Source organism: Nonomuraea sp. NPDC047897, assembly GCF_043204415.1.
Taxonomy (GTDB): domain Bacteria; phylum Actinomycetota; class Actinomycetes; order Streptosporangiales; family Streptosporangiaceae; genus Nonomuraea.
Genome location: NZ_JBIDCC010000005.1, coordinates 165,490 through 183,182, shown reverse-complemented (window position 1 = coordinate 183,182; position 17,693 = coordinate 165,490). Strand labels below are relative to the sequence as shown.

Below are 17,693 nucleotides of genomic sequence, written 5' to 3'. Positions count from 1 at the left end.
CTCCGGCCGTGCGTGGACGGGGCGGGTCAGAGGCCGGAGCCGAGGGTGCCGGCCCGCTGCCACCGCGGGTCGCGGTAGAGCACCACGTCGGCGCCGTCGAGCAGCTCGTCGGGCGCCGACAGCATGGTGATCTCGCCGGCGGCCTGCAAGCCCAGCAGCACGTCACGCACCCGGGGCCCCACCGGCAGGCGGCCCGCCGGCAGGCCGAGGCCGTCGCGGACCGCGTCGGCGATCTCCGACAGATGGAACGGCCCGTCGAACCCGGCCACCACCTCCCGCACCACGCTCACGGTGATGACCTGCTCCGCCTCGGCGTGGGCGAGCTGCCAGACCATCTGCTCACGGCGCCGCCCGGTGGCCGCGCAGGCCGTGCAGCCGCGGTCGAGGCCCGGCGCCACCTGCTCCTCCGCCGAGCCCAGGCACACCGTGCACTGGCCGGTCTCGGCGGCATGCAGCTCGGCGGCCATGCGACCGTCCAGCCGGGCGCCGCAGCCACAGGTGTGGGCGTCGCCCAGGATGGCGGCGGACGGCGGGGTGATCGTGTGCTTCGTCATCGGCACGACTCTACCTTCGGCGCCGCCACGTCGCGCCCGGCACTCGCGTCCCTACCCCCGCAGGGAGGCGAGGCTGCGCAGGCGGCGCAGCGCCTTGCGGGCGGCGGCGGCGACCTGCTCGTCCGGATGCCGGTCGATGATCACGTGTAGCACCCGCTCGCTCCAGGGGTGGTCGCCGAGCGCGAGCAGCGCGATGGTGCTCGCCTGCTGCTCCGGCGCCATCCCCATGGCCATCGACTGGATGACCTCGTCGGTCTCGCCGCCGAACTCCAGCAGCGCCGCCGCCATGTCCACGAACACCCAGGCGATCTCCTCGGGTGACGGCCGCTGCTCGTCCCGCCCCATCCGGGCGGCGACGACCGAGCCCAGCTTCCGCACGCCGAGCAGCCGGTCGAGCACCCGCCTGCCGTCGTCCCCCAGGTCCAGGGCGAGCAGTTCGACGCCGATCGCCCGGGCCAGCGGGCTCACCTCGGGCAGCGCGGCGCCGATCTCCTCCGCCGCCCTGGCCCGGTCCCTGCCCACGAGCCAGCCGGTCAGCTCCTCGATCCGTTCGGCCTCCCGATACGAACGCAGGCCGTGCAGCAGGGCCGCCGCGTCACGGCCGGCGAACGAGCCCATGATCGGGATCTCCTGGCCCGTGGCCTCGGCGATCATCTCCCGGGCCGTCCAGAGGCCGAGCGGGGTCAGCGCGTACGAGCCGGCGGACTCGGTGTCCTGCTGCGCGGTGTGCTCCGGTCGGTTGTGCTCCTGCCGGGCCAGGCCCAGGGACGACAGCGCGGCCGGCAGGTCGCCCACCGGCTCCCGGCCGAGGAACAGGCGCACCACCTGCAGGAAGACGACCTGGTCGCGGCCGAACAGGTGGCGGCGCACGTCCGTCCACACGCGCAGCACGTCGTCGGCGGCTCCGCCGCGCAGCACCGCGACGGCGTCGGGCCCGGCGGCCCCGTCGCGCAGACCGGCGAGGTCGCCGGGCTCGATCCCGGGCACGGGCTCCTCCCGCGATCCGGTCGGGGGAGCGTCCGGGGGAGCCAGGAGCAGTGCCGTCAGCGGGGTGGCCCGCACGGCGGCCGCCAGGTCGGCCCGCGACGGCAGGCGGATCGGCGGCTGGAGCGGGAGCGTGTCGTCGTCGTAGGTGCCCACGCCCCCATCCTGTCGGAACAGTCGTCACATCACACTAAGGAGGGCGGGGTCCGGGGCGTGTGGGGGCTGGGGTCCGCCGGGTCGAGCGGGGTGGAGGGGCTCAGTCGTCCTGGCGGAAGATGATGGCGGTGCCCAGTGCCGCGGCGGCCGGGACGAACAGCCGTCCGGGCCCGGTCCGGGTGACCGGGACGTCGTTGCCGCGCAGGAGCCGCTCGGTGGCGGCGAGGTCGCGTACGGACACCGTGTAGGCGACGAACGCCGGCAGGGCGGCCGGCCGCTCGCCGGGCAGCAGGTCGGCGAGCGCCGACGCGGGCACGACGGTGACGTTCGCCTGGTCGAAACGCAGCACCTCGCCGCCCCGCGCCTGCCCGAAGTAGGTGCCGTAGCGGCGCTCCAGCTCGGGCAGCGCCGGGTCGGCGACGCACAGCACGCATTCCACCAGCCCGGTGGCGCCGTTGGGATGGTCGAGGTGGCGCCGGTCGTCGAGCGGCTCGGCGGTCGTGTTCTCGGCGAAGCCGATCCTGCCTTCCGGTACGCGGCCGGGCGGCAGGTCCGGATCGGAGATCTCCAGGTAGCGGGCGGGTTCCATCCTGGTTCCCGTGGCGGTCTCGACGGGTCGCTGGACGGCGTGGACGCCGCCGTGGCCGACGCCGCCGGCTGTCAGCCGCGCGGCTACGCCGTCGATGTCCGGGGTGTTGGCGATCATGATGTGGACGCCCTGGAACCGCCGCAGGAAGAACGTGATGTTGGCTGCGGTGGCGCGGATGGCGGCCGTCAGCGCCGGCAGTTTGTCGTCGGGGACCAGCAGCGGGATCGGGCGAGCCTGGCCGGGCAGCCGGCCTGCGTCGTCGATGACGGCCACGAGCTCGACGAAGTTGCCGGGGAAGTACACGTGCGTGTTGGCCACGCCGAACGGCTCGGGCCGTCCTCCGGCGACAGGTGGGAGGACGGGACAGGCGGGCGCCGGCACGGTGAAGCCGAGCCGCCGGTAGCGCTCCATCGCCTGGTCGAGGTCCTGGACCAGGTGCCCCACGTGGTGCAGGCCGGTGACGTCGTCGCCCATGAGGGCCACCTCCGAAAAAATTGATAGTCAGCTCTCAAGTGAGAGTAAACCATCATTTGTGGGTGCGGTACATTCGGCGCATGGGGGACGGCGGGCTGCGCGAACGCAAGAAGGCCAGGACCAGGGAGGCGATCCTGCGCGAGGCGTTCAGGCTCTTCCGTGAGCGCGGCTACCACGCCACCACCGTCGAGCAGATCGCGGAGGCCGCCGAGATCTCCCCGGCCACCTTCTTCCGCTACTTCCCGACGAAGGAGCATCTGGTCGCGCTCGACCGCTTTCCGCCTCTCGTGGAGGCCCTGGCCGCGCAGCCGCCGGGCGCGCCCGTCGCCGTGCTGCGCGGAGCGTTCCGCGCGGCCTTCGCCGCCCTGTCCGCCGAGGAGGTCGCGGCCGGGCGGGCGCGGGAGGTGTTCGCGGCCACCGTGCCCGAACTGCTGGTGGCCAACCTGCGCCGCAGCCCGGGGCTGATCCGTGAGGTCGCCGGGATCGTGGCGGACCGGGCCGGATGTCCGCCGGACGACCCCCGGATCCGTAACGCCGTCGGCGCGGTCTTCGGGGTCGTGGCCATGGTGTGGCTGCGCTGGGCGCAGGACCCCGGCATGGACGGCCCCGCCGAGATCGACCGGGCGCTGGCGCACCTGGAGTCCGGCCTGGGCCTGTAGGCCTGCATCGCGTCGCACCGGACCTCCATTTACCCCCGAAGTGGGGCAAATCGTGACGAAATACCAGGTCAGGCGCAGGGACAAATCCGGACAATTCGGGCAATGGGTCGGTTGGGTGGGCGTTCACGGCAGGGCGGCCGGGTACACGGTGCTCGTCACCTACCTTCGGAGCCAGCCATGACGGTCACCCGCCCGCGCGTGCCCGCGCCCGCCGGCCCGCGACGGCCCTCGCCGCCGCGACCGGTCGCGCTGCTCGCGCTGGTCGGCGTCCTGTACGGGGTGGCCCAGCTCGTCCTGGTCTCACCCCGGACGGGCATCGGCTGGGACGAGGCCGTCTACGCCAGCCAGTACGCCGCGCACGCCCCGCCTGCGCCCTTCAGCGCGCCCCGCGCCCGGGGGATGCCGCTGCTGGTCGCCCCCGTGGTCGCGGTGACCGACTCGGTGCTCGCGCTGCGCCTGTACCTCACGGCCGTGTCGTCACTGGCCCTGGTCGGCGCGTTCGCCGTCTGGATCCGCGTGCGGGCGGACCGGTCGGTGCCGCTCGCCGCGCTGCTGTTCGCCGGGTGCTGGCTGTCGCTGTTCTACGGCAACGAGGCCATGCCCAACCTGTACGTCGCGCTCGGCGGCGTCGCCGCCACCGGCCTGCTCGTCCTGACCGTCCGCGCGATCCGCGAGTCCGCCGTCCGCACCGGGCGGGGGTGGGACCCGGGAGCCCGGCGCGCGTGGGGCGCGGCCGGCGGGGCGGATCGGCGACGCCTGTGGGGGCCGGCCGCCGGGCTGGCCGCCGCGCTAGCCGTGGTCTCGCTCATGCGCCCCTCGGACGCGCTCGTCCTCGCGGTCCCGCTCGCCGTCGCCGCGCTCGTCCTGCTGCGGCGGCGCGCGCTCGTCCCGCTCGCCGCCGTCGCGGCCGGCCTGGCCGTCGGATGGGGCCAGTGGCTCGCCGAGGCCGAGCAGGCGTACGGCGGCGTCGCGGCCCGGTTGCGCGGCGCCGGGCAGGCCAACCTGACCGGCTGGACCGTGTCGCTCGCGGAGCACGCCAGGGCGCTGGACGGGCCGTCGCTGTGCAGGTTCGGGGTCAGGTGCGGCGACGTCTCCCCGGTGGCGCTCGCGTGGTGGCTGGCCATCCCGCTGATGACGCTGCTCGGCCTGTGGACGGCCCGCCGCGCCGGCGGGCTCGGCCCGCTGCTGCTGGCCGCCGTCACCGGCGCCGCGACCGCGCTGCCCTACCTCTTCTACGTCGGCTACGCCGCTCCGCGCTTCCTGATGCCGGCGTACGCGCTGCTGTCGCTGCCCGTCGCGCGGGCCGTCACGGGGCTGCGGCCGGCCGGGCGGTGGCGGGCGCCCGTCAGCGCGCTGCTGGCCGCCGGCGTGCTGGCCCACCTGGCGCTCCAGGGCGCGTACGCGTACCGGATGGCGGCCGGCACGTACCGCGACCGGGAGCGGATGGAGCTGGCCGCGCACGCGCTGCGCGAGGCGGGGGTGCGCCCGCCCTGCCTCGTCTACGGACAGTCGGGCGTGCAGATGGGCTACCTGATCGGCTGCGACTCCCAGGGCGTCACCCAGCGGTTCGCCCGCCGGCAGCCCGACCGCGTCCGCGCCGCCGTCGACCGGGGCGCCCAGGTCGTCATCGTGCACACCCGGGTGCCGCTGCCGCCGTACGCGCGCGCGTGGCGGCCACTCGACCTGCCCGGCCGGTGGCAGGCCCGCCTCGCCCCCTGAGCAAGGCCCGATGATCCCAGCCAGGAGGAGTGACATGCTGAATCGCGCACCATCGCAGAATCCGGCGCCGCTCTCCGCCCGGACCGGCGCCCCGGTCCGGCCCCGCGCGGCGGGAGCCTGGTCATGAGCGCCGGGGCCCGGACCCGGCCGCGGGCGGCACGCGAGACGCCGCGGGAGTCGCTGCTGTCGGCGGCGCTCATCGGGATCGGCCTCATGGCCGCCGTGGACGAGCTGGTCTTCCGCCAGCTACTGGCCTGGCACCCCTTCCTCGACCGGGCCACGCCGCGCCTCGGGCTGCTGTCGGGCGGCCTGCTGCACGCCGCGGAGCTGGTGGCCGTCGTGGGCGGGCTCTTCTGGCTCGCCGACCTGCGCCGCCGGGCCGCGCTGGCGGCGCCGGCGGCCTGGGCCGGGTTCCTCATCGGGGCCGGCGGGCTCCTGGTGGCCGACGGCGTCGTCGGCCACCGGACGGCGCGGGCGTACGAAGTCCGGCACGGCGTCGAGCCGCTGCCCCACGACCTGGCCTGCACCCTGGCGGGCCTGGTGCTGCTGGCCTGCGGCATCGCCCTCGCCGTCCGGGCCGGACGGCGGCCGGGCCCCGCCCGCGAGCCGGACGGCGGGCCGCGGATGACGGAGCGTCGGTCATGACGCCCGGCCAGCACGCCGGGTGGGCCGCCTGGCTGCCCGCGCTGCTCGCGACGCTCATCCCCGCCACGGTCTACCTGCTGGCGGCCTGGCGGGCCGGGGGAGCGAGCGGCGACCCGGCCGTCCGCGACCGCCGGTGGAGCCCCTGGCGGACCGCCTCGTGGCTGGCCGGCTGCGTGCTGACCGGCGTGGCGCTGTCACCGCTCGTCCCACCCGGCGACGTCGGCCACATGGTCCGCCACCTGCTGCTAGGCATGTTCGCACCGCTCGGGCTGATCATGGCCGCGCCCGTCACCCTGCTGCTGCGGGTCGCCCCGCGGCGCCTGGCACGCCGCCTGACCCGGCTGCTGCGCACCCGCGTGGTGCACGTCCTCACCCATCCCGTCACCGCGGCGCTGATCAGCGTCGGCGCCCTGTACGTCGTGACGCTCACCCCGCTGTACGCCGCGAGCATGGCGAACCCGAGGCTGCACCACCTGGTGGACCACACCTACCTGGCCACCGGCTGCCTGTTCACCTGGGCCGTCGCCGGGCCCGACCCGGCGCCGCACCGGCCCGGCGTGCCCACGCGGGTCGCCGTCCTCATCGGGGCGGCCGCCGCGCACGGCTGGCTGGCCAAGCACCTGTACGCGACGCTGCCCGGCTTCCAGCAGGCCGCCCAGGTCATGTACTACGGCGGCGACGTCGCCGCGCTGCTGCTCGCCGTCGCGCTGTTCGCCGCCTGGTACCGCCGTGCGGGCCGCCGCCGCCCCGCCCCGGTGCCCGCCTGACCGTCACCGACAACCGGCCACCCGGCCGGCCGGGGGTCACAGGTGCGCCCGGCGCACGTCCATCAGGAACTCCTCCACCCGAGCCCGGTCCGGGGCGGCCGGCAGGACGCTGCCGGCCGCGGCCAGCTCGGCGCGCAGCGCCGCCTGCCAGGCGGCCACCTCCGCCCACGGCCGCTCGCCGCGCCGCACCGCGAGCAGCCGGTCACGGTGCTCGGCCACCCGCACCATCGGCTCACCCGTGCGGACCAGGTGCAGCCCGCTCAGCAGCAGCCGGATCATGTGCATGGCCTGCTTCCACTTCGGCGCACCCGGGTCCAGCCGGCGGAACTGGGCGTCGGCGTACCCCGCGAACGTCTCGTGCGCCCGCCGCGACAGGAACGCCGTCCGCAGCCCGACCAGGCGAGCCCCGAACGGCGTGACCACCTCCACGATCGGCGACCACAGGCACTCCAGCACGGTGGGGTTCGCGTCCAGGGCCAGCAGGCAGAACCGCTCCACCTCCCACGAGAACTGCTCCGGCAGCGGCCCGTCGCGGTGCGTCACCGGCTTGGTCAGCCGCCAGAAGTCCTCCGTCGGCGCCACGAACACGCCGCGGCGGTCGGTGTCGGAGCCGTCCACGTCCAGCCCGTACGCCCGCGACCCCACCACCACCGACAGGATCACGTCGTCCATCCACCGCCTCCTCGTGCCGGTCCGGACACCGTACCCGGCACGATCACCGGGCGGCGCGCCGGGGGAGGGGGTTGCGCCGACGCCGGGGCGCTGATCTGATCGACAGGGTGAGCGGTTACGACGACGTCCACCGGCGCAGCATCGAACGACCCGAGGAGTTCTGGGCGGAGGCGGCGCGGGCCGTCGACTGGGAGGCGGCCCCCGGGACCGTTCTGCGCGAGGGGCGGTGGTTCCCCGACGGGCGGCTCAACACCTGCCACAACGCCCTCGACCGGCACGTCGCCGCCGGGCACGGCGAGCGCACGGCCCTCGTCTACGACAGCCCCGTCACCGGCACCGTCCGGGCCTACTCCTACGCCGAGCTGCTCGACCAGACCGCCCGCACCGCCGGGATGCTGCGCGACCTGGGCGTGCGCGCCGGCGACACCGTGGTCATCTACATGCCGATGGTGCCGGAGGCGGTGGTGGCGATGCTGGCCTGCGCCCGGATCGGCGCCGTGCACTCGGTCGTGTTCGGCGGGTTCGCGGCGGCCGAGCTGGCCGTGCGCATCGACCACGCCGAACCCGTGGTGGTGCTGTCGGCGTCGTGCGGCATCGAGCCGTCCCGGCTGGTGGCGTACAAGCCGCTGCTCGACGCCGCCCTGGAGCAGGCCACGCACCGGCCCGCCCACTGCGTCATCCTGCAACGCCCCCAGCTCCCGGCGTCGCTGGTCGAGGGGCGCGACCTCGACTGGGAACAGGCGGTGCGCGCCGCCGCGCCCGCCGGCTGCGTCCCCGTGGCGGCCACCGACCCGCTCTACATCCTCTACACCTCCGGCACCACCGGCGCCCCCAAGGGCGTCGTCCGCGACAACGGCGGCCACGCCGTCGCCCTCCTGTGGAGCATGACGCACGTGTACGGGGCCGCGCCCGGCGAGGTCTTCTGGGCCGCCTCCGACGTCGGCTGGGTGGTGGGCCACTCCTACATCGTGTACGGCCCGCTGCTGGCCGGCTGTACGACCGTGCTGTACGAGGGCAAACCGGTCGGCACCCCCGACCCCGGGTCGTTCTGGCGGGTGGTGTCCATGCACGGCGTCCGGACCCTGTTCACCGCGCCGACCGCCATCAGGGCCATCAAGAAGGAGGACCCCGCCGGAGACTTCGCCGCCAGGTGGGACCTGTCGTGCCTGCGGCACCTGTTCCTGGCGGGGGAGCGGCTCGACCCCGACACCCACCGGTGGGCCACCGAGTTGCTCGGCGTGCCCGTCATCGACCACTGGTGGCAGACCGAGACCGGCTGGCCCGTCGCCGCCAACTGCGTCGGCCTCGGCGCGCTGCCCATCAAGCCCGGCTCGCCCACCAAGCCCGTCCCCGGCTACGACGTGCACGTCCTCGACCCCGACGGCGCCGACTGCCCGCCCGGCGCGGAAGGAGCCGTCACCGTCAGGCTGCCGCTGCCGCCCGGCACGCTCACCACGCTGCACCGCGACCACGACCGCTTCACCGAGTCCTACCTGTCGCGCTACCCCGGCCACTACCTGACCGGCGACGGCGGCCACCTCGACGACGACGGCTACCTCTACGTCATGGGCCGCATCGACGACGTCATCAACGTCGCCGGGCACCGCCTGTCCACCGGGCAGATGGAGGAGGTCGTCGCCGCGCACCCCGACGTGGCCGAGTGCGCCGTCATCGGCGTCGCCGACGAGGTCAAGGGCGAGCTGCCCGTCGGGTTCGTGGTGCTCAAGGCCGGCGCCGGGCGCGACCCGGCCGAGGTGGAGCGGGAGGTCACGGCGCTGGTGCGCGAGCGCATCGGCCCGGTCGCCGCCTTCCGCCGGGCGGTGGTGGTCGGCCGGCTGCCCAAGACCCGGTCCGGCAAGATCCTGCGGGCCACGATGCGCGACATCGCGGCCGGGCGCGCCTACCGCACGCCGTCCACGATCGAGGACCCGGCGGCGCTGGAGGAGATCGCCCGCGCGCTCTGACCCCCGCCCCCCGCGACCGGTTCGGAGGCCCTGATGACGGAGACCCTGAGCTACGCCGACGCGCTGAAGATCCTCGGCTGCAACGAGAACCGGCTCGTCAAGGCCGCCGAGTTCGCCGCCAACGCCACGCGCACCGGCTGGGCGCTCGCCGGGGGCGGGCGGATGGCGCTCACCCTGGCCGACCTCAGGGAGGACGCCGTCAGGTACGGCGAGCACGTTCTGCGCCGCGCCCCCGGCTGGAAGGGCGACGTCAACCGGCACACCCGGACCCGGCGGCTGGCGGCGGCGCACGCCGTGGTCGTGGTGTCGGCCTGGTTCGAGGCCCTCGACGAGGCGAAGCTGCCGTTCGCGCTGAGCCGGCTCGGCCTGGACCGGGGCGAGCAGGCGGCGCTCGCCCTCGGCGGGCCGCCCGCCGACGGGTTCGCCCGGCTCGCCGAGGCCCTGCTGGCCCGGCGGCTGCCCGCGCCCGCCCCGCACCGCCCGTACGCGGCGACCCGGGAGGCCGTCGCCGCCGTTCACCGCGAGATGTCGCAGGCCATGACCCGGTACGTGCGCGGCACCCCCGTGTGGGACGGGCTGTCTCCGGACGACCAGGCGCGCCTGCCCGCGCTGCTCGCCGACGGGCCGCCGGCCAGGGCGCTGCGGATCTACGACGAGGACTACCGGCTGCTGGCGGCCGCCGGCCCCGAGCTGGCGGTGTGGAGCCTCGGCCCGGCCGGCGACGAGGGCCGCCCGGGTGTCGGCCCTGGCAAGGGCCACGCCAGGGCCGACACCCGGGCGGCCGGGATCGGGCTGTCGCGGGTGGCGCGGCTGCTGGCCGAGCTGGCGCCGCCCCGCGTCGGCGACCACCCCGTCGTCCACCGGGTCAGGCTGGCCGCCAGCGCCCTCGACCAGCCGCTCATCGCCGCCGGCGCCGTGCCCGACGACGTGACGCTGCCGCTGCTCGGCGAGGGGTACGTCAACCCGCGGATGCGGGTGGCCGAGATGACCCGCGAGGCCACCCCCGCGGTGAAGAGCTGGTGGGAGGAGCAGGCGGGGCTGCCCGACGCCGAGGCGTTCCTCGTCGGCCACCTCACCTCGCCGTACGCCACCGGGGCGCCGCTGGTCGTGCTCGGCGAGCCGGGCGCCGGCAAGTCGAAGCTGACCGAGGTGCTCGCGGCGCGGCTGGCCAGCTCGGAGTTCCTGCCGATCAGGGTGGAGCTGGGCGACGTCGCCGCCGGGTCGTCCGTCACGGCGCAGATCGAGCAGGCGCTCACCGTCCTGCTCGGGGAGGAGACGACGTTCGCCGAGGTGGTGGAGGCGGCCGCGGGCGCGCTGCCCGTGGTGCTGCTCGACGGGTTGGACGAGCTGGTCCAGGCGGCCGAGTCCGACCGCTACGACTACGTGGAGCAGGTGCGCGCCTTCCAGCGCCGCCAGGCGGGGCTGGGCCGGCCCGTCGCCGTCCTCGTGACCTGCCGGACCGTGGTGGCCGACCGGGTGCGGTTCCCGCACGGCGTCCTGGCGGTGCAGCTCCGGCCGTTCGACGACGACCAGGTGCGTGCCTGGCTGGAGGTCTGGGCGCGGGCCAACCGCGCGCCGCTCGCCCGCCACGGCCGCCGGCCGCTGCCCGCCGCCGTCGCTCTGGCCCAGGGCGAGCTCGCCCGGCAGCCGCTGCTCCTGCTGCTGCTCGCCCTGTACGACGCGGCCGGCAACGCGCTGTCCGGCGACGGTTCCGGGCTGGGCCGCGCGCAGCTCTACGAGTCGCTGATCAAGGACTTCGCCGCCAGGGAGCTGGACCGGGATCCGGCCGTGCGGGCGTTGTCGGCGGGCAGGCGGCGCAGGCTGGTGGAACGGGAGCTGGTCCGGCTCGGGGCCGTGGCGCTGTCGATGTTCGTCCGTGGCCGGCCCGCCGTCACCGGTGACGAGCTGCGGGGGGACGTGGCGGCGCTGTGCGGGGCCGAGGCGGGGCGGGAGTGGGCCGGGCGCGCGACCGGAGGGTTCCTCTTCGTGCACCGGGGCGAGACGCGCGGCCACGCGTTCCTGCACGCCACGTTCGGCGAGTTCCTGGTCGCCTGGCTCGCCGTGTACGCGGTGCGCGACCTGGTGCGGCGGCAGGACCTGGCCGAGGACGAGCTGGTCGCCGTCTCCCCGCAGGACGCCGACGACGATCTGCTGTACGCCGTCACGTCGTTCTCCTGCCTGGCCGAGCGGGGCCCCATCGTCGGGTTCTCCATGGAGCTGCTGCGCAGGCTGCCGCAGGAGGTGCGGGTCCGCGCCGCGAACCTGCTGGCCGGGCTGCTGCGTGGCGCCCTGCACGAGCGGCGGCGGCGCTCCTTCACCGGCTTCGCCCCGGTACGGCACCCCCTGACCCGCCGGCTGGCCGCCTACTCCGCCAACCTCGTGCTGCTGGTCCGGGGCGTGTCGGAGGAGCCGGTCGGCGTCTCGGCGCTGCTGCGCGACACCCCCGACTTCGAGCGGTGGAGCTCGTACGCGCACCTGTGGAAGAGCCAGCTCGGCCGCGAGGGATGGACCGGGCTGATCCGCGGCCTGCCGGCCTGCCGGGTGCCGGGCGACGTGCTGCTGGGCGGCGCGGCGGAGCCGTGGGACTTCGACGCGGCCGGCTGGTGGTTCGCCGGCCCGGACGGGCGTGCCCCGGGCTCCGGGGAGCAGGTGGTCTGGTTCGCGACCAGGGCCCCGGACGAGCGGCCGTACCTGCTGAACCGCGATCTGGACCTGCTGACCGACTCGCTGCCCGACCGCGACGGCGTCGTCGTCGTGGCCCGCACGTCGGGCCGCGTCGTCACCCTCGGCCGCCTGGTCGAGGAGCTGCTCATGAGCGGTTCGCTGCCCGTCCGCGAACGCGTCGCCCGCTATCTGGACGCCATCGCCGCCCTGACCGCACTGCCCGCCTCGCGGGGCTGGCGCAAGCTGGACCTGCTGCTGCGCGCGCTCGCCCTGGAGGGCCCCGACCTGCCGTTCGAGGACCGCGCCCGGATCGCCGCCGAGCTGCTGGCGGCGGGCGTGGGCCGCGACGCGCTGCGGCCGCTGCTGGAGTCGATGCTGTTCGAGCGGACCGACAGCCTCACCGTGCTCACCGGGGCGGGCGTCCCCGAGGAGTTGCTGCGCGAGGCGCATCCGTCCTAGACGGCTGCGGCGGGCGGGTCGCGTCCAGGGCGAGTGGTCGCCTGGAACCCCCTCGGAGTGGACCTGTAGCACCAGTCCACTTGGCCGCTACCTTACCGGCATGCTTGTTCTTCGCCGGTACGGCGGATCGCGGTGAGGCTCACCGTACTCGGAGGCTGCGGGGCCTGGCCGGCCGCCGGTCAGGCGTGCAGCGGCTACCTGGTCGAACACGACGGTTTCCGGGTCCTGATCGATCCGGGGTACGCCGTCCTGCCCAGGTTGCTGCGGCTCGCCGGGGCCGAGGAGATCGACGCGGTGCTGGTGACCCACGGCCATCCCGACCATTGCGCCGACCTGAACCCGCTCCTGCGCGCCCGGGCTCTGGGTGACGCGCGCCCGCCCGCGCTGCCGGTGTACGCGCCGGAGGGAGCGCTCGACGCCGTCCTCCGCCTGGACGCCCGGATGTCGGCCCGCGGCGTCGTGCCGCACGACCTGGTGCCGTCCCGCGCGCTGGAGGTGGGGCCGTTCCGGCTGGACACCTGGGCGTTGCCGCACCACGTGCCGAACGCCGGGCTGCGGCTGAGCGGCGGCGGCAAGGTGATGGCCTACACCGGCGACACCGGGCCGGCCGACACGCTGGTGGATCTCGCCAGGGACGCCGACCTGCTGCTGGCCGAGGCGACCTACCCGGAACAGGTTCCCGGCGAGGACGCGCCCTACCTCTCCACCGCCGCGCAGGCGGGACGCACCGCGGCGGCGGCAGGCGCGGCGCGCCTCCTGCTCACTCATCTGTGGCCGGGCACCGAGCCCGAGCCCGCGCTGGCCGCGGCGGCGAGGTCCTACTCCGGCGAGCTGGCCGTCGCCTCCCAGGGCACCACCGTGTGCCTGTGAGCGCGACGCGGACCGGCCGCTGCGATGCGGATCGGCCGGTGCGACGCGGACCCGGGCCGCCGCGGCCGGTGCTCAGCCGCGGGCGTCGGAGGCGGGCAGCTCCACCGTGATCGTCAGCCCGCCCTCCTCGCGCGGCCGGGCGGTGACCGTGCCGTGGTGCGCCTCGGTGATGACCCGCACGATCGACAGGCCGAGGCCGCTGCCCCGGTCGGAGCGCAGCCGGTCGCCGTGCAGCCGCCGGAACGGCTGGAAGATCGTCTCGATCTCGTACGGAGGCACCTGGAGCCCGGTGTTGGCCACCACGAGCTCGACCCGATCGCCTCGGTGCCGGGTCGTCACCCACACCTCGCCCTTGGGGTGGTTGTGCCGGACGGCGTTCTCCACGAGGTTCTGCACCAGCCGCTCCACCAGCACCGCCTCGCCCGTCGTGGGCGCGGCGTCCAGCAGCCGGTGGATCGTCACCTCCCGCTCCGCGGCCTCGCCGGCGGCCTGGTCGAGCACGTGCTCGGCCACGTCGCTCAGGTCGAACGGCTGCCGGTCCAGCACCGCCTGCTCGCCCTCGGTGAGCGCCAGCAACCCGTCGATGAGCCGCTCGTGCCGGGCGTTGACCAGCAGCAGCGACTCGCCGAGCCGTTTGACGTCGTCCGTCGCGTCGGGCCGGCGCACGGCCACGTCCACCAGCGTCCGGTTGATCGTCAGGGGGGTGCGCAGCTCGTGCGAGGCGTTCGCGACGAACCTGCGCTGCCCGTCGAACGAGCGGGCCAGCCGGCCGAGCATGGTGTCGACGATGTCGGCCAGCTCCTTCAGCTCGTCGGACGGCCCCCGGTGGTCGATGCGCTCGGTGAGGTCGTGGGACTGGGCGACCCGCCGCGCGGTCATCGTGACGGCGGTCAGCGGCCGCAGCACCCATCCGGCCACCCGCCAGCCCAGCCCGAACGCCGCCGCGGCGACGGCCGCCACCGTCAGCGCGCCCATGAGGCGCACGTTCGCCAGAACGTCGCGCTGGTAGACGGACAGGACGTGCAGCACCCGGTCGCGGACGACCTCGTAGGCTTCCTGGTAGCGGTAGAGCCGCCCGAAGAACCGCCCGGCGTACTGGGCGTCGATGTAGTCGGGGGTGACGAGCCCGGTGCGGTAGGCCAGGCTCTGCTGCACCACCAGGTAGAGCGCGGTCACCGCGAGCGCGGCCAGGACGGCGGCGACCCCGGCGCAGGCCAGGGCGAAACGCAGGCGGATGCTCACGGGATGCGGTACCCCGAGCCGGGGATCGTCTCGATGACCTGCGGCTCGCCGAGCTTCTTGCGCAGCTTCGTCATCGTCGTGCGGACCGTGTTGGTGAACGGGTCGATGTGCTCGTCCCACACCTTCTCCAGCAGGGTCTCGGCCGACACCACCGCCCCCTGGGCGCGCAGCAGCTCGGCCAGCACGCCGAACTCCTTGCGCGCGAGCGGCACGTACCTGCCGTCCCGGAACACCTGCCGGTGCGCCCAGTCCAGCCGCACCCCGGCCCGCTCCAGCATCGGCGGGTCGGGCGGCCGGGACCGGCGTCCCAGCGCGTGCACCCGCGCGACGAGTTCCTCGAACGCGAACGGCTTGGGCAGGTAGTCGTCGGCCCCCAGCGACAGCCCCGCCACCCGGGAGCGCACGTCGCCCGCGGCGGTCAGCATGAGCACCCGCACCAGCCGGCCCTCGCCGGCCACCCGCGCGCACACGTCGTCGCCGTGGACCAGGGGCAGGTCCCGGTCGAGGATCAGCACGTCGTAGTCGTGCACCGTGAGCCGTTCCAGCGCGGCCTCGCCGTCGTAGGCCACGTCCACGGCGAGCGCCTCGCCGCGCAACCCCTCGGCGATCGAGTCGGCGAGCATCCGCTCGTCCTCGGCCACCAGAACCCGCACCCCTGCCCCCAAAGATCGCAAATGACGCCAGTGTGGATCAAGCGGCATAACGCCCGCATAACCACTTTCGGTGCCGCTCACGTTAGCGCCTGATCGCTGGACTGCCTCCCCTACGGCCGGACCCGACCGGCCCGACCCCGGGGGAACGACCAATGACACCCACCCTGCGGGCGACGCCGCGACCGCTCAACGCCGCGCGGCCGGACGGCCGGACCGGGCGGGGACACCGCCTGTTCGCGGTCGCCCTCGCCCTCGCCGCGGCCCTGCGCGCGCTCGTCATGCTCGGCTACGACACCGCCCAGCTCTACTGGTACGACTCCTTCACCTATCTGGACACCGCGCTCCACCTGCGGCCCAACGGCGCCTTCCACCCGGCCGGCTACTCGTGGTTCCTGTGGCTGATGCGGCCCTTCCACAGCGTCGAAGTGATAGCCGGGGTGCAGCACCTGATCGGCCTCGGCGTCGGCGTCATGATCTACGTGCTGCTGCGCCGCCGGTCGCTGCCCGGCTGGGGGGCGACGCTCGCGGCCCTTCCCGTGCTGTTCGACCCGTCGTTCCTCCGGCTGGAGCACGCGATCCTGTCGGACACGCAGGTCATCGCCCTCGTCGTCGGCGCGCTGCTGGCCGTGATGTGGCGGGAGACGGTGTCCGTCCGGCTCGCCGCCCTCGCCGGGCTGCTGCTCGCGCTCGCCGGGCTGACCCGCACCGCCGCCGTGCCGCTGATCGGCCTGGCCCTGCTCCACCTGCTCATCCGGCGCGCCGGATGGCGGCCGTTCGTGGCCATGGCCCTGGCCGGCACGCTGCCGCTGGCCGCCTACGCCGGCTGGTACGCCCAGCACCACGGCAGGTTCGCGCTCAGCGGCTCCGACGGGGTCGCGCTGTGGGCCCGCACCATGACCTTCGCCGACTGCTCGGTCGTCAAGCCGCCCCCGCGGGAGGCGCCGCTCTGCCCGAACGGCACCGTCGTCGACGCGGCCTCCGAGTACGTCTGGGCGCCCACCGCCTCGCTCAACCGGCTGCCCGGCGGCCGGTTCGCCCACAACGACCTGGCCAGGTCCTTCGCCGTGCGGGTCATCACCGCCCAGCCGCTCGACTACCTGGCCGAGGTCGTCAAGGACACCTCCCTCGCCTTCACCTGGGAACCGGTGCCGCACCCGCGCCGGATGAACCCCACCACGTCCTTCCCGCGCGGCTCCTGGGCGCTGCCCGAGCAGCACGCCCTCATCGGCGAGGTGCGGCGGGCCTACGACACCGACATCCGCGGCATGCGCTCGGTCGAGCCGTTCGCCTCCCTGCTGGCCGCCTACCCCTACCCGTGGTTCCTGCACGGCACCCTGTTCGGCGTGCTGCTGCTCGCCGGCGGCATCGGGTCCGTCGGCCGCCGCCGGCCGGCGCTGCTGCCCTGGGCGTTCGCGATGTTCCTGCTCGTCGCCCCCGTCGCCGCCCTCGACTTCGACCACCGCTACGTGCTGCCCGCCATCCCGCTCGCCTGCGTCGCCGCCGCCCTCGCCCTCGCCGGGACGCCGCGTCCGCGCCGTCGCCCGGCCCCGCGGGAGGAGACCACCGCGCCGCGGTGAGAGGGACGCTCGCGCTGCCCGGCGGCCGGCCGCCCCCGCGATCGCCGAGCCGCCGCTCACGCGGGACTGTCCCTCGCGAGGCTGACACTGGCGCGCAATCTTCCGTACTATTCGGACATCACGAGCGTTGGGGGCGCCAGGGTGCCGAGGCAGAGCGTGGGTGTGGTCGTCGATCCGGGAGTGCCCCCGGAGATCGCCGGGTTGCTGCGCGCGAACGCCCCCCTGCTGGTCCGGATCAGGTCCGGCTGGACGCCGCCCGCCGAGCCGCCGCAGCCGCCGCGGCGCGGCCCGTCCAGCGTGGCGCTGCTCGCCGCCACCCCCGTGGTGCTCGCCCTGATGACCCTGCTGCTCGAATCCCCGCTGGCGCCGCTCGGCTTCGTCCTGCTGGGCGGCTTCGTCTTCGTCGTCCTGCTCAGGATCGCCTCGATGAGCGAGACCGTCGAGCGGGAGCGGCCCCACGCGCGCGGCGTGTACGAGCAGGCCCGCCTGCACGACGGCCGCTACCTGCTGCCCGAGGACTTCGACGAGGAGGCGGCGGACGTGCTCGGCCGGGCCCAGCGGGCCATCGGGACCGTGCTGCGCTCCCACGTCAACGCCGAAGGGCTGCTCGACGGGCCCCGCAACGCCATCCTGCTGCCCGAGCAGGAGTGGGAGGTCGCCCGCCTGCTCGCCAAGCTGTCGGCCCTGCGCGCCGAGCATCGCGCGCTGCTGGCCCGCGGCGTCGCACCCGAGGTCGCCGCCGTCGTGCGGCCGCTCGAACGGGCCCTGGCCGACAGCGAGGCGGCGGTCGTCGCCCGCGTCGAGGCGCTGGAACGGTACGCGGCCCACGTCACCGAGGCCGAGCGGGCCTACCACGCCCGCGACCAGATCGAGGAGCTGCGCGCCCGGCTGCCGCGCTACGAGGAACTGCTGGCCGAGTCGGGCGCCGACGCCCTGTCCGTGCCGGAGATCGAACGCCTCACGCAGGACGCCGACCAGCTCGAACGGCTGCTCAGGCGCAGCGTCAGCTCGGCGCACGAGGCGTTCCGCCACCTTGAGGGCTGAC

The 17,693-nt window shown here is 75.2% G+C and carries 15 protein-coding genes; 9 read left to right on the top strand and 6 right to left on the bottom strand.

Features of this window, described 5'->3' with window-relative positions; all coding sequences use genetic code 11:
• Window positions 1-26 precede the first annotated feature (26 nt).
• The 3 genes from ACGF0J_RS13525 to ACGF0J_RS13515 form a co-directional block, all read right to left on the bottom strand.
• Entirely contained in the window at window positions 27-554 is a 528-nt protein-coding gene (locus ACGF0J_RS13525; protein ID WP_393145313.1) for a hypothetical protein, read from the bottom strand.
• A 51-nt stretch (window positions 555-605) separates the two neighbouring features.
• Entirely contained in the window at window positions 606-1,694 is a 1,089-nt protein-coding gene (locus ACGF0J_RS13520; RefSeq protein WP_393145311.1) for a hypothetical protein, read from the bottom strand.
• Between the two features lie 100 nt (window positions 1,695-1,794).
• Window positions 1,795-2,757, bottom strand: a complete 963-nt coding sequence (locus ACGF0J_RS13515; protein ID WP_393145309.1) for a VOC family protein — start codon at window positions 2,755-2,757, stop codon at window positions 1,795-1,797.
• A gap of 62 nt (window positions 2,758-2,819) precedes the next feature.
• Between ACGF0J_RS13515 and ACGF0J_RS13510 the strand changes: the two genes are divergently transcribed.
• The 4 genes from ACGF0J_RS13510 (at window position 2,820) to ACGF0J_RS13495 (ending at window position 6,547) form a co-directional block, all read left to right on the top strand.
• On the top strand, window positions 2,820-3,416 hold the full coding sequence (locus tag ACGF0J_RS13510; protein WP_393145307.1) for a TetR family transcriptional regulator: 597 nt from the start codon (window positions 2,820-2,822) through the stop codon (window positions 3,414-3,416).
• A gap of 177 nt (window positions 3,417-3,593) precedes the next feature.
• Window positions 3,594-5,135: a hypothetical protein gene (locus tag ACGF0J_RS13505; RefSeq protein WP_393145305.1), complete on the top strand. Its 1,542-nt coding sequence runs from the start codon at window positions 3,594-3,596 to the stop codon at window positions 5,133-5,135.
• 123 nt (window positions 5,136-5,258) lie between these two features.
• Window positions 5,259-5,780 (top strand): DUF2243 domain-containing protein, encoded by a 522-nt coding sequence (locus tag ACGF0J_RS13500; RefSeq protein ID WP_393145303.1) that lies wholly within the window; start codon window positions 5,259-5,261, stop codon window positions 5,778-5,780.
• Entirely contained in the window at window positions 5,777-6,547 is a 771-nt protein-coding gene (locus ACGF0J_RS13495) for a cytochrome c oxidase assembly protein (RefSeq protein WP_393145301.1), read from the top strand. Before ACGF0J_RS13500 ends, ACGF0J_RS13495 begins: the two co-directional genes overlap by 4 nt.
• Window positions 6,548-6,583: 36 nt before the next feature.
• On the opposite strand, the gene ACGF0J_RS13490 is transcribed toward ACGF0J_RS13495, so the two are convergent.
• Window positions 6,584-7,219 carry a DNA polymerase beta superfamily protein gene (locus ACGF0J_RS13490; protein ID WP_393145299.1) on the bottom strand — a complete coding sequence of 212 codons (636 nt, stop codon included), beginning with the start codon at window positions 7,217-7,219 and terminating at the stop codon, window positions 6,584-6,586.
• A gap of 107 nt (window positions 7,220-7,326) precedes the next feature.
• Here ACGF0J_RS13490 and ACGF0J_RS13485 point away from each other — a divergent pair, with 107 nt between their 5' ends.
• The 3 genes from ACGF0J_RS13485 to ACGF0J_RS13475 all read left to right on the top strand — a co-directional run bounded on the left by ACGF0J_RS13485 (window position 7,327) and on the right by ACGF0J_RS13475 (window position 13,176).
• Window positions 7,327-9,183 (top strand): propionyl-CoA synthetase, encoded by a 1,857-nt coding sequence (locus ACGF0J_RS13485; protein WP_393145297.1) that lies wholly within the window; start codon window positions 7,327-7,329, stop codon window positions 9,181-9,183.
• A 33-nt stretch (window positions 9,184-9,216) separates the two neighbouring features.
• Window positions 9,217-12,306: an NACHT domain-containing protein gene (locus tag ACGF0J_RS13480; protein ID WP_393145295.1), complete on the top strand. Its 3,090-nt coding sequence runs from the start codon at window positions 9,217-9,219 to the stop codon at window positions 12,304-12,306.
• A 132-nt stretch (window positions 12,307-12,438) separates the two neighbouring features.
• A complete protein-coding gene (locus tag ACGF0J_RS13475; protein WP_393145293.1) occupies window positions 12,439-13,176 on the top strand; it encodes an MBL fold metallo-hydrolase in 738 nt (245 codons plus the stop codon).
• Between the two features lie 72 nt (window positions 13,177-13,248).
• On the opposite strand, the gene ACGF0J_RS13470 is transcribed toward ACGF0J_RS13475, so the two are convergent.
• Window positions 13,249-14,418: a sensor histidine kinase gene (locus tag ACGF0J_RS13470; protein WP_393145291.1), complete on the bottom strand. Its 1,170-nt coding sequence runs from the start codon at window positions 14,416-14,418 to the stop codon at window positions 13,249-13,251.
• On the bottom strand, window positions 14,415-15,071 hold the full coding sequence (locus ACGF0J_RS13465) for a response regulator transcription factor (protein WP_393145289.1): 657 nt from the start codon (window positions 15,069-15,071) through the stop codon (window positions 14,415-14,417). The genes ACGF0J_RS13470 and ACGF0J_RS13465 overlap by 4 nt, the downstream gene beginning before the upstream one ends.
• A 152-nt stretch (window positions 15,072-15,223) precedes the next feature.
• Between ACGF0J_RS13465 and ACGF0J_RS13460 the strand changes: the two genes are divergently transcribed.
• Both ACGF0J_RS13460 and ACGF0J_RS13455 read left to right on the top strand, forming a co-directional pair.
• Window positions 15,224-16,648 (top strand): hypothetical protein, encoded by a 1,425-nt coding sequence (locus tag ACGF0J_RS13460; protein WP_393145287.1) that lies wholly within the window; start codon window positions 15,224-15,226, stop codon window positions 16,646-16,648.
• Window positions 16,649-16,789: 141 nt separating this feature from the next.
• A complete protein-coding gene (locus ACGF0J_RS13455) occupies window positions 16,790-17,692 on the top strand; it encodes a hypothetical protein (protein ID WP_393145285.1) in 903 nt (300 codons plus the stop codon).
• Window position 17,693 lies beyond the last annotated feature (1 nt).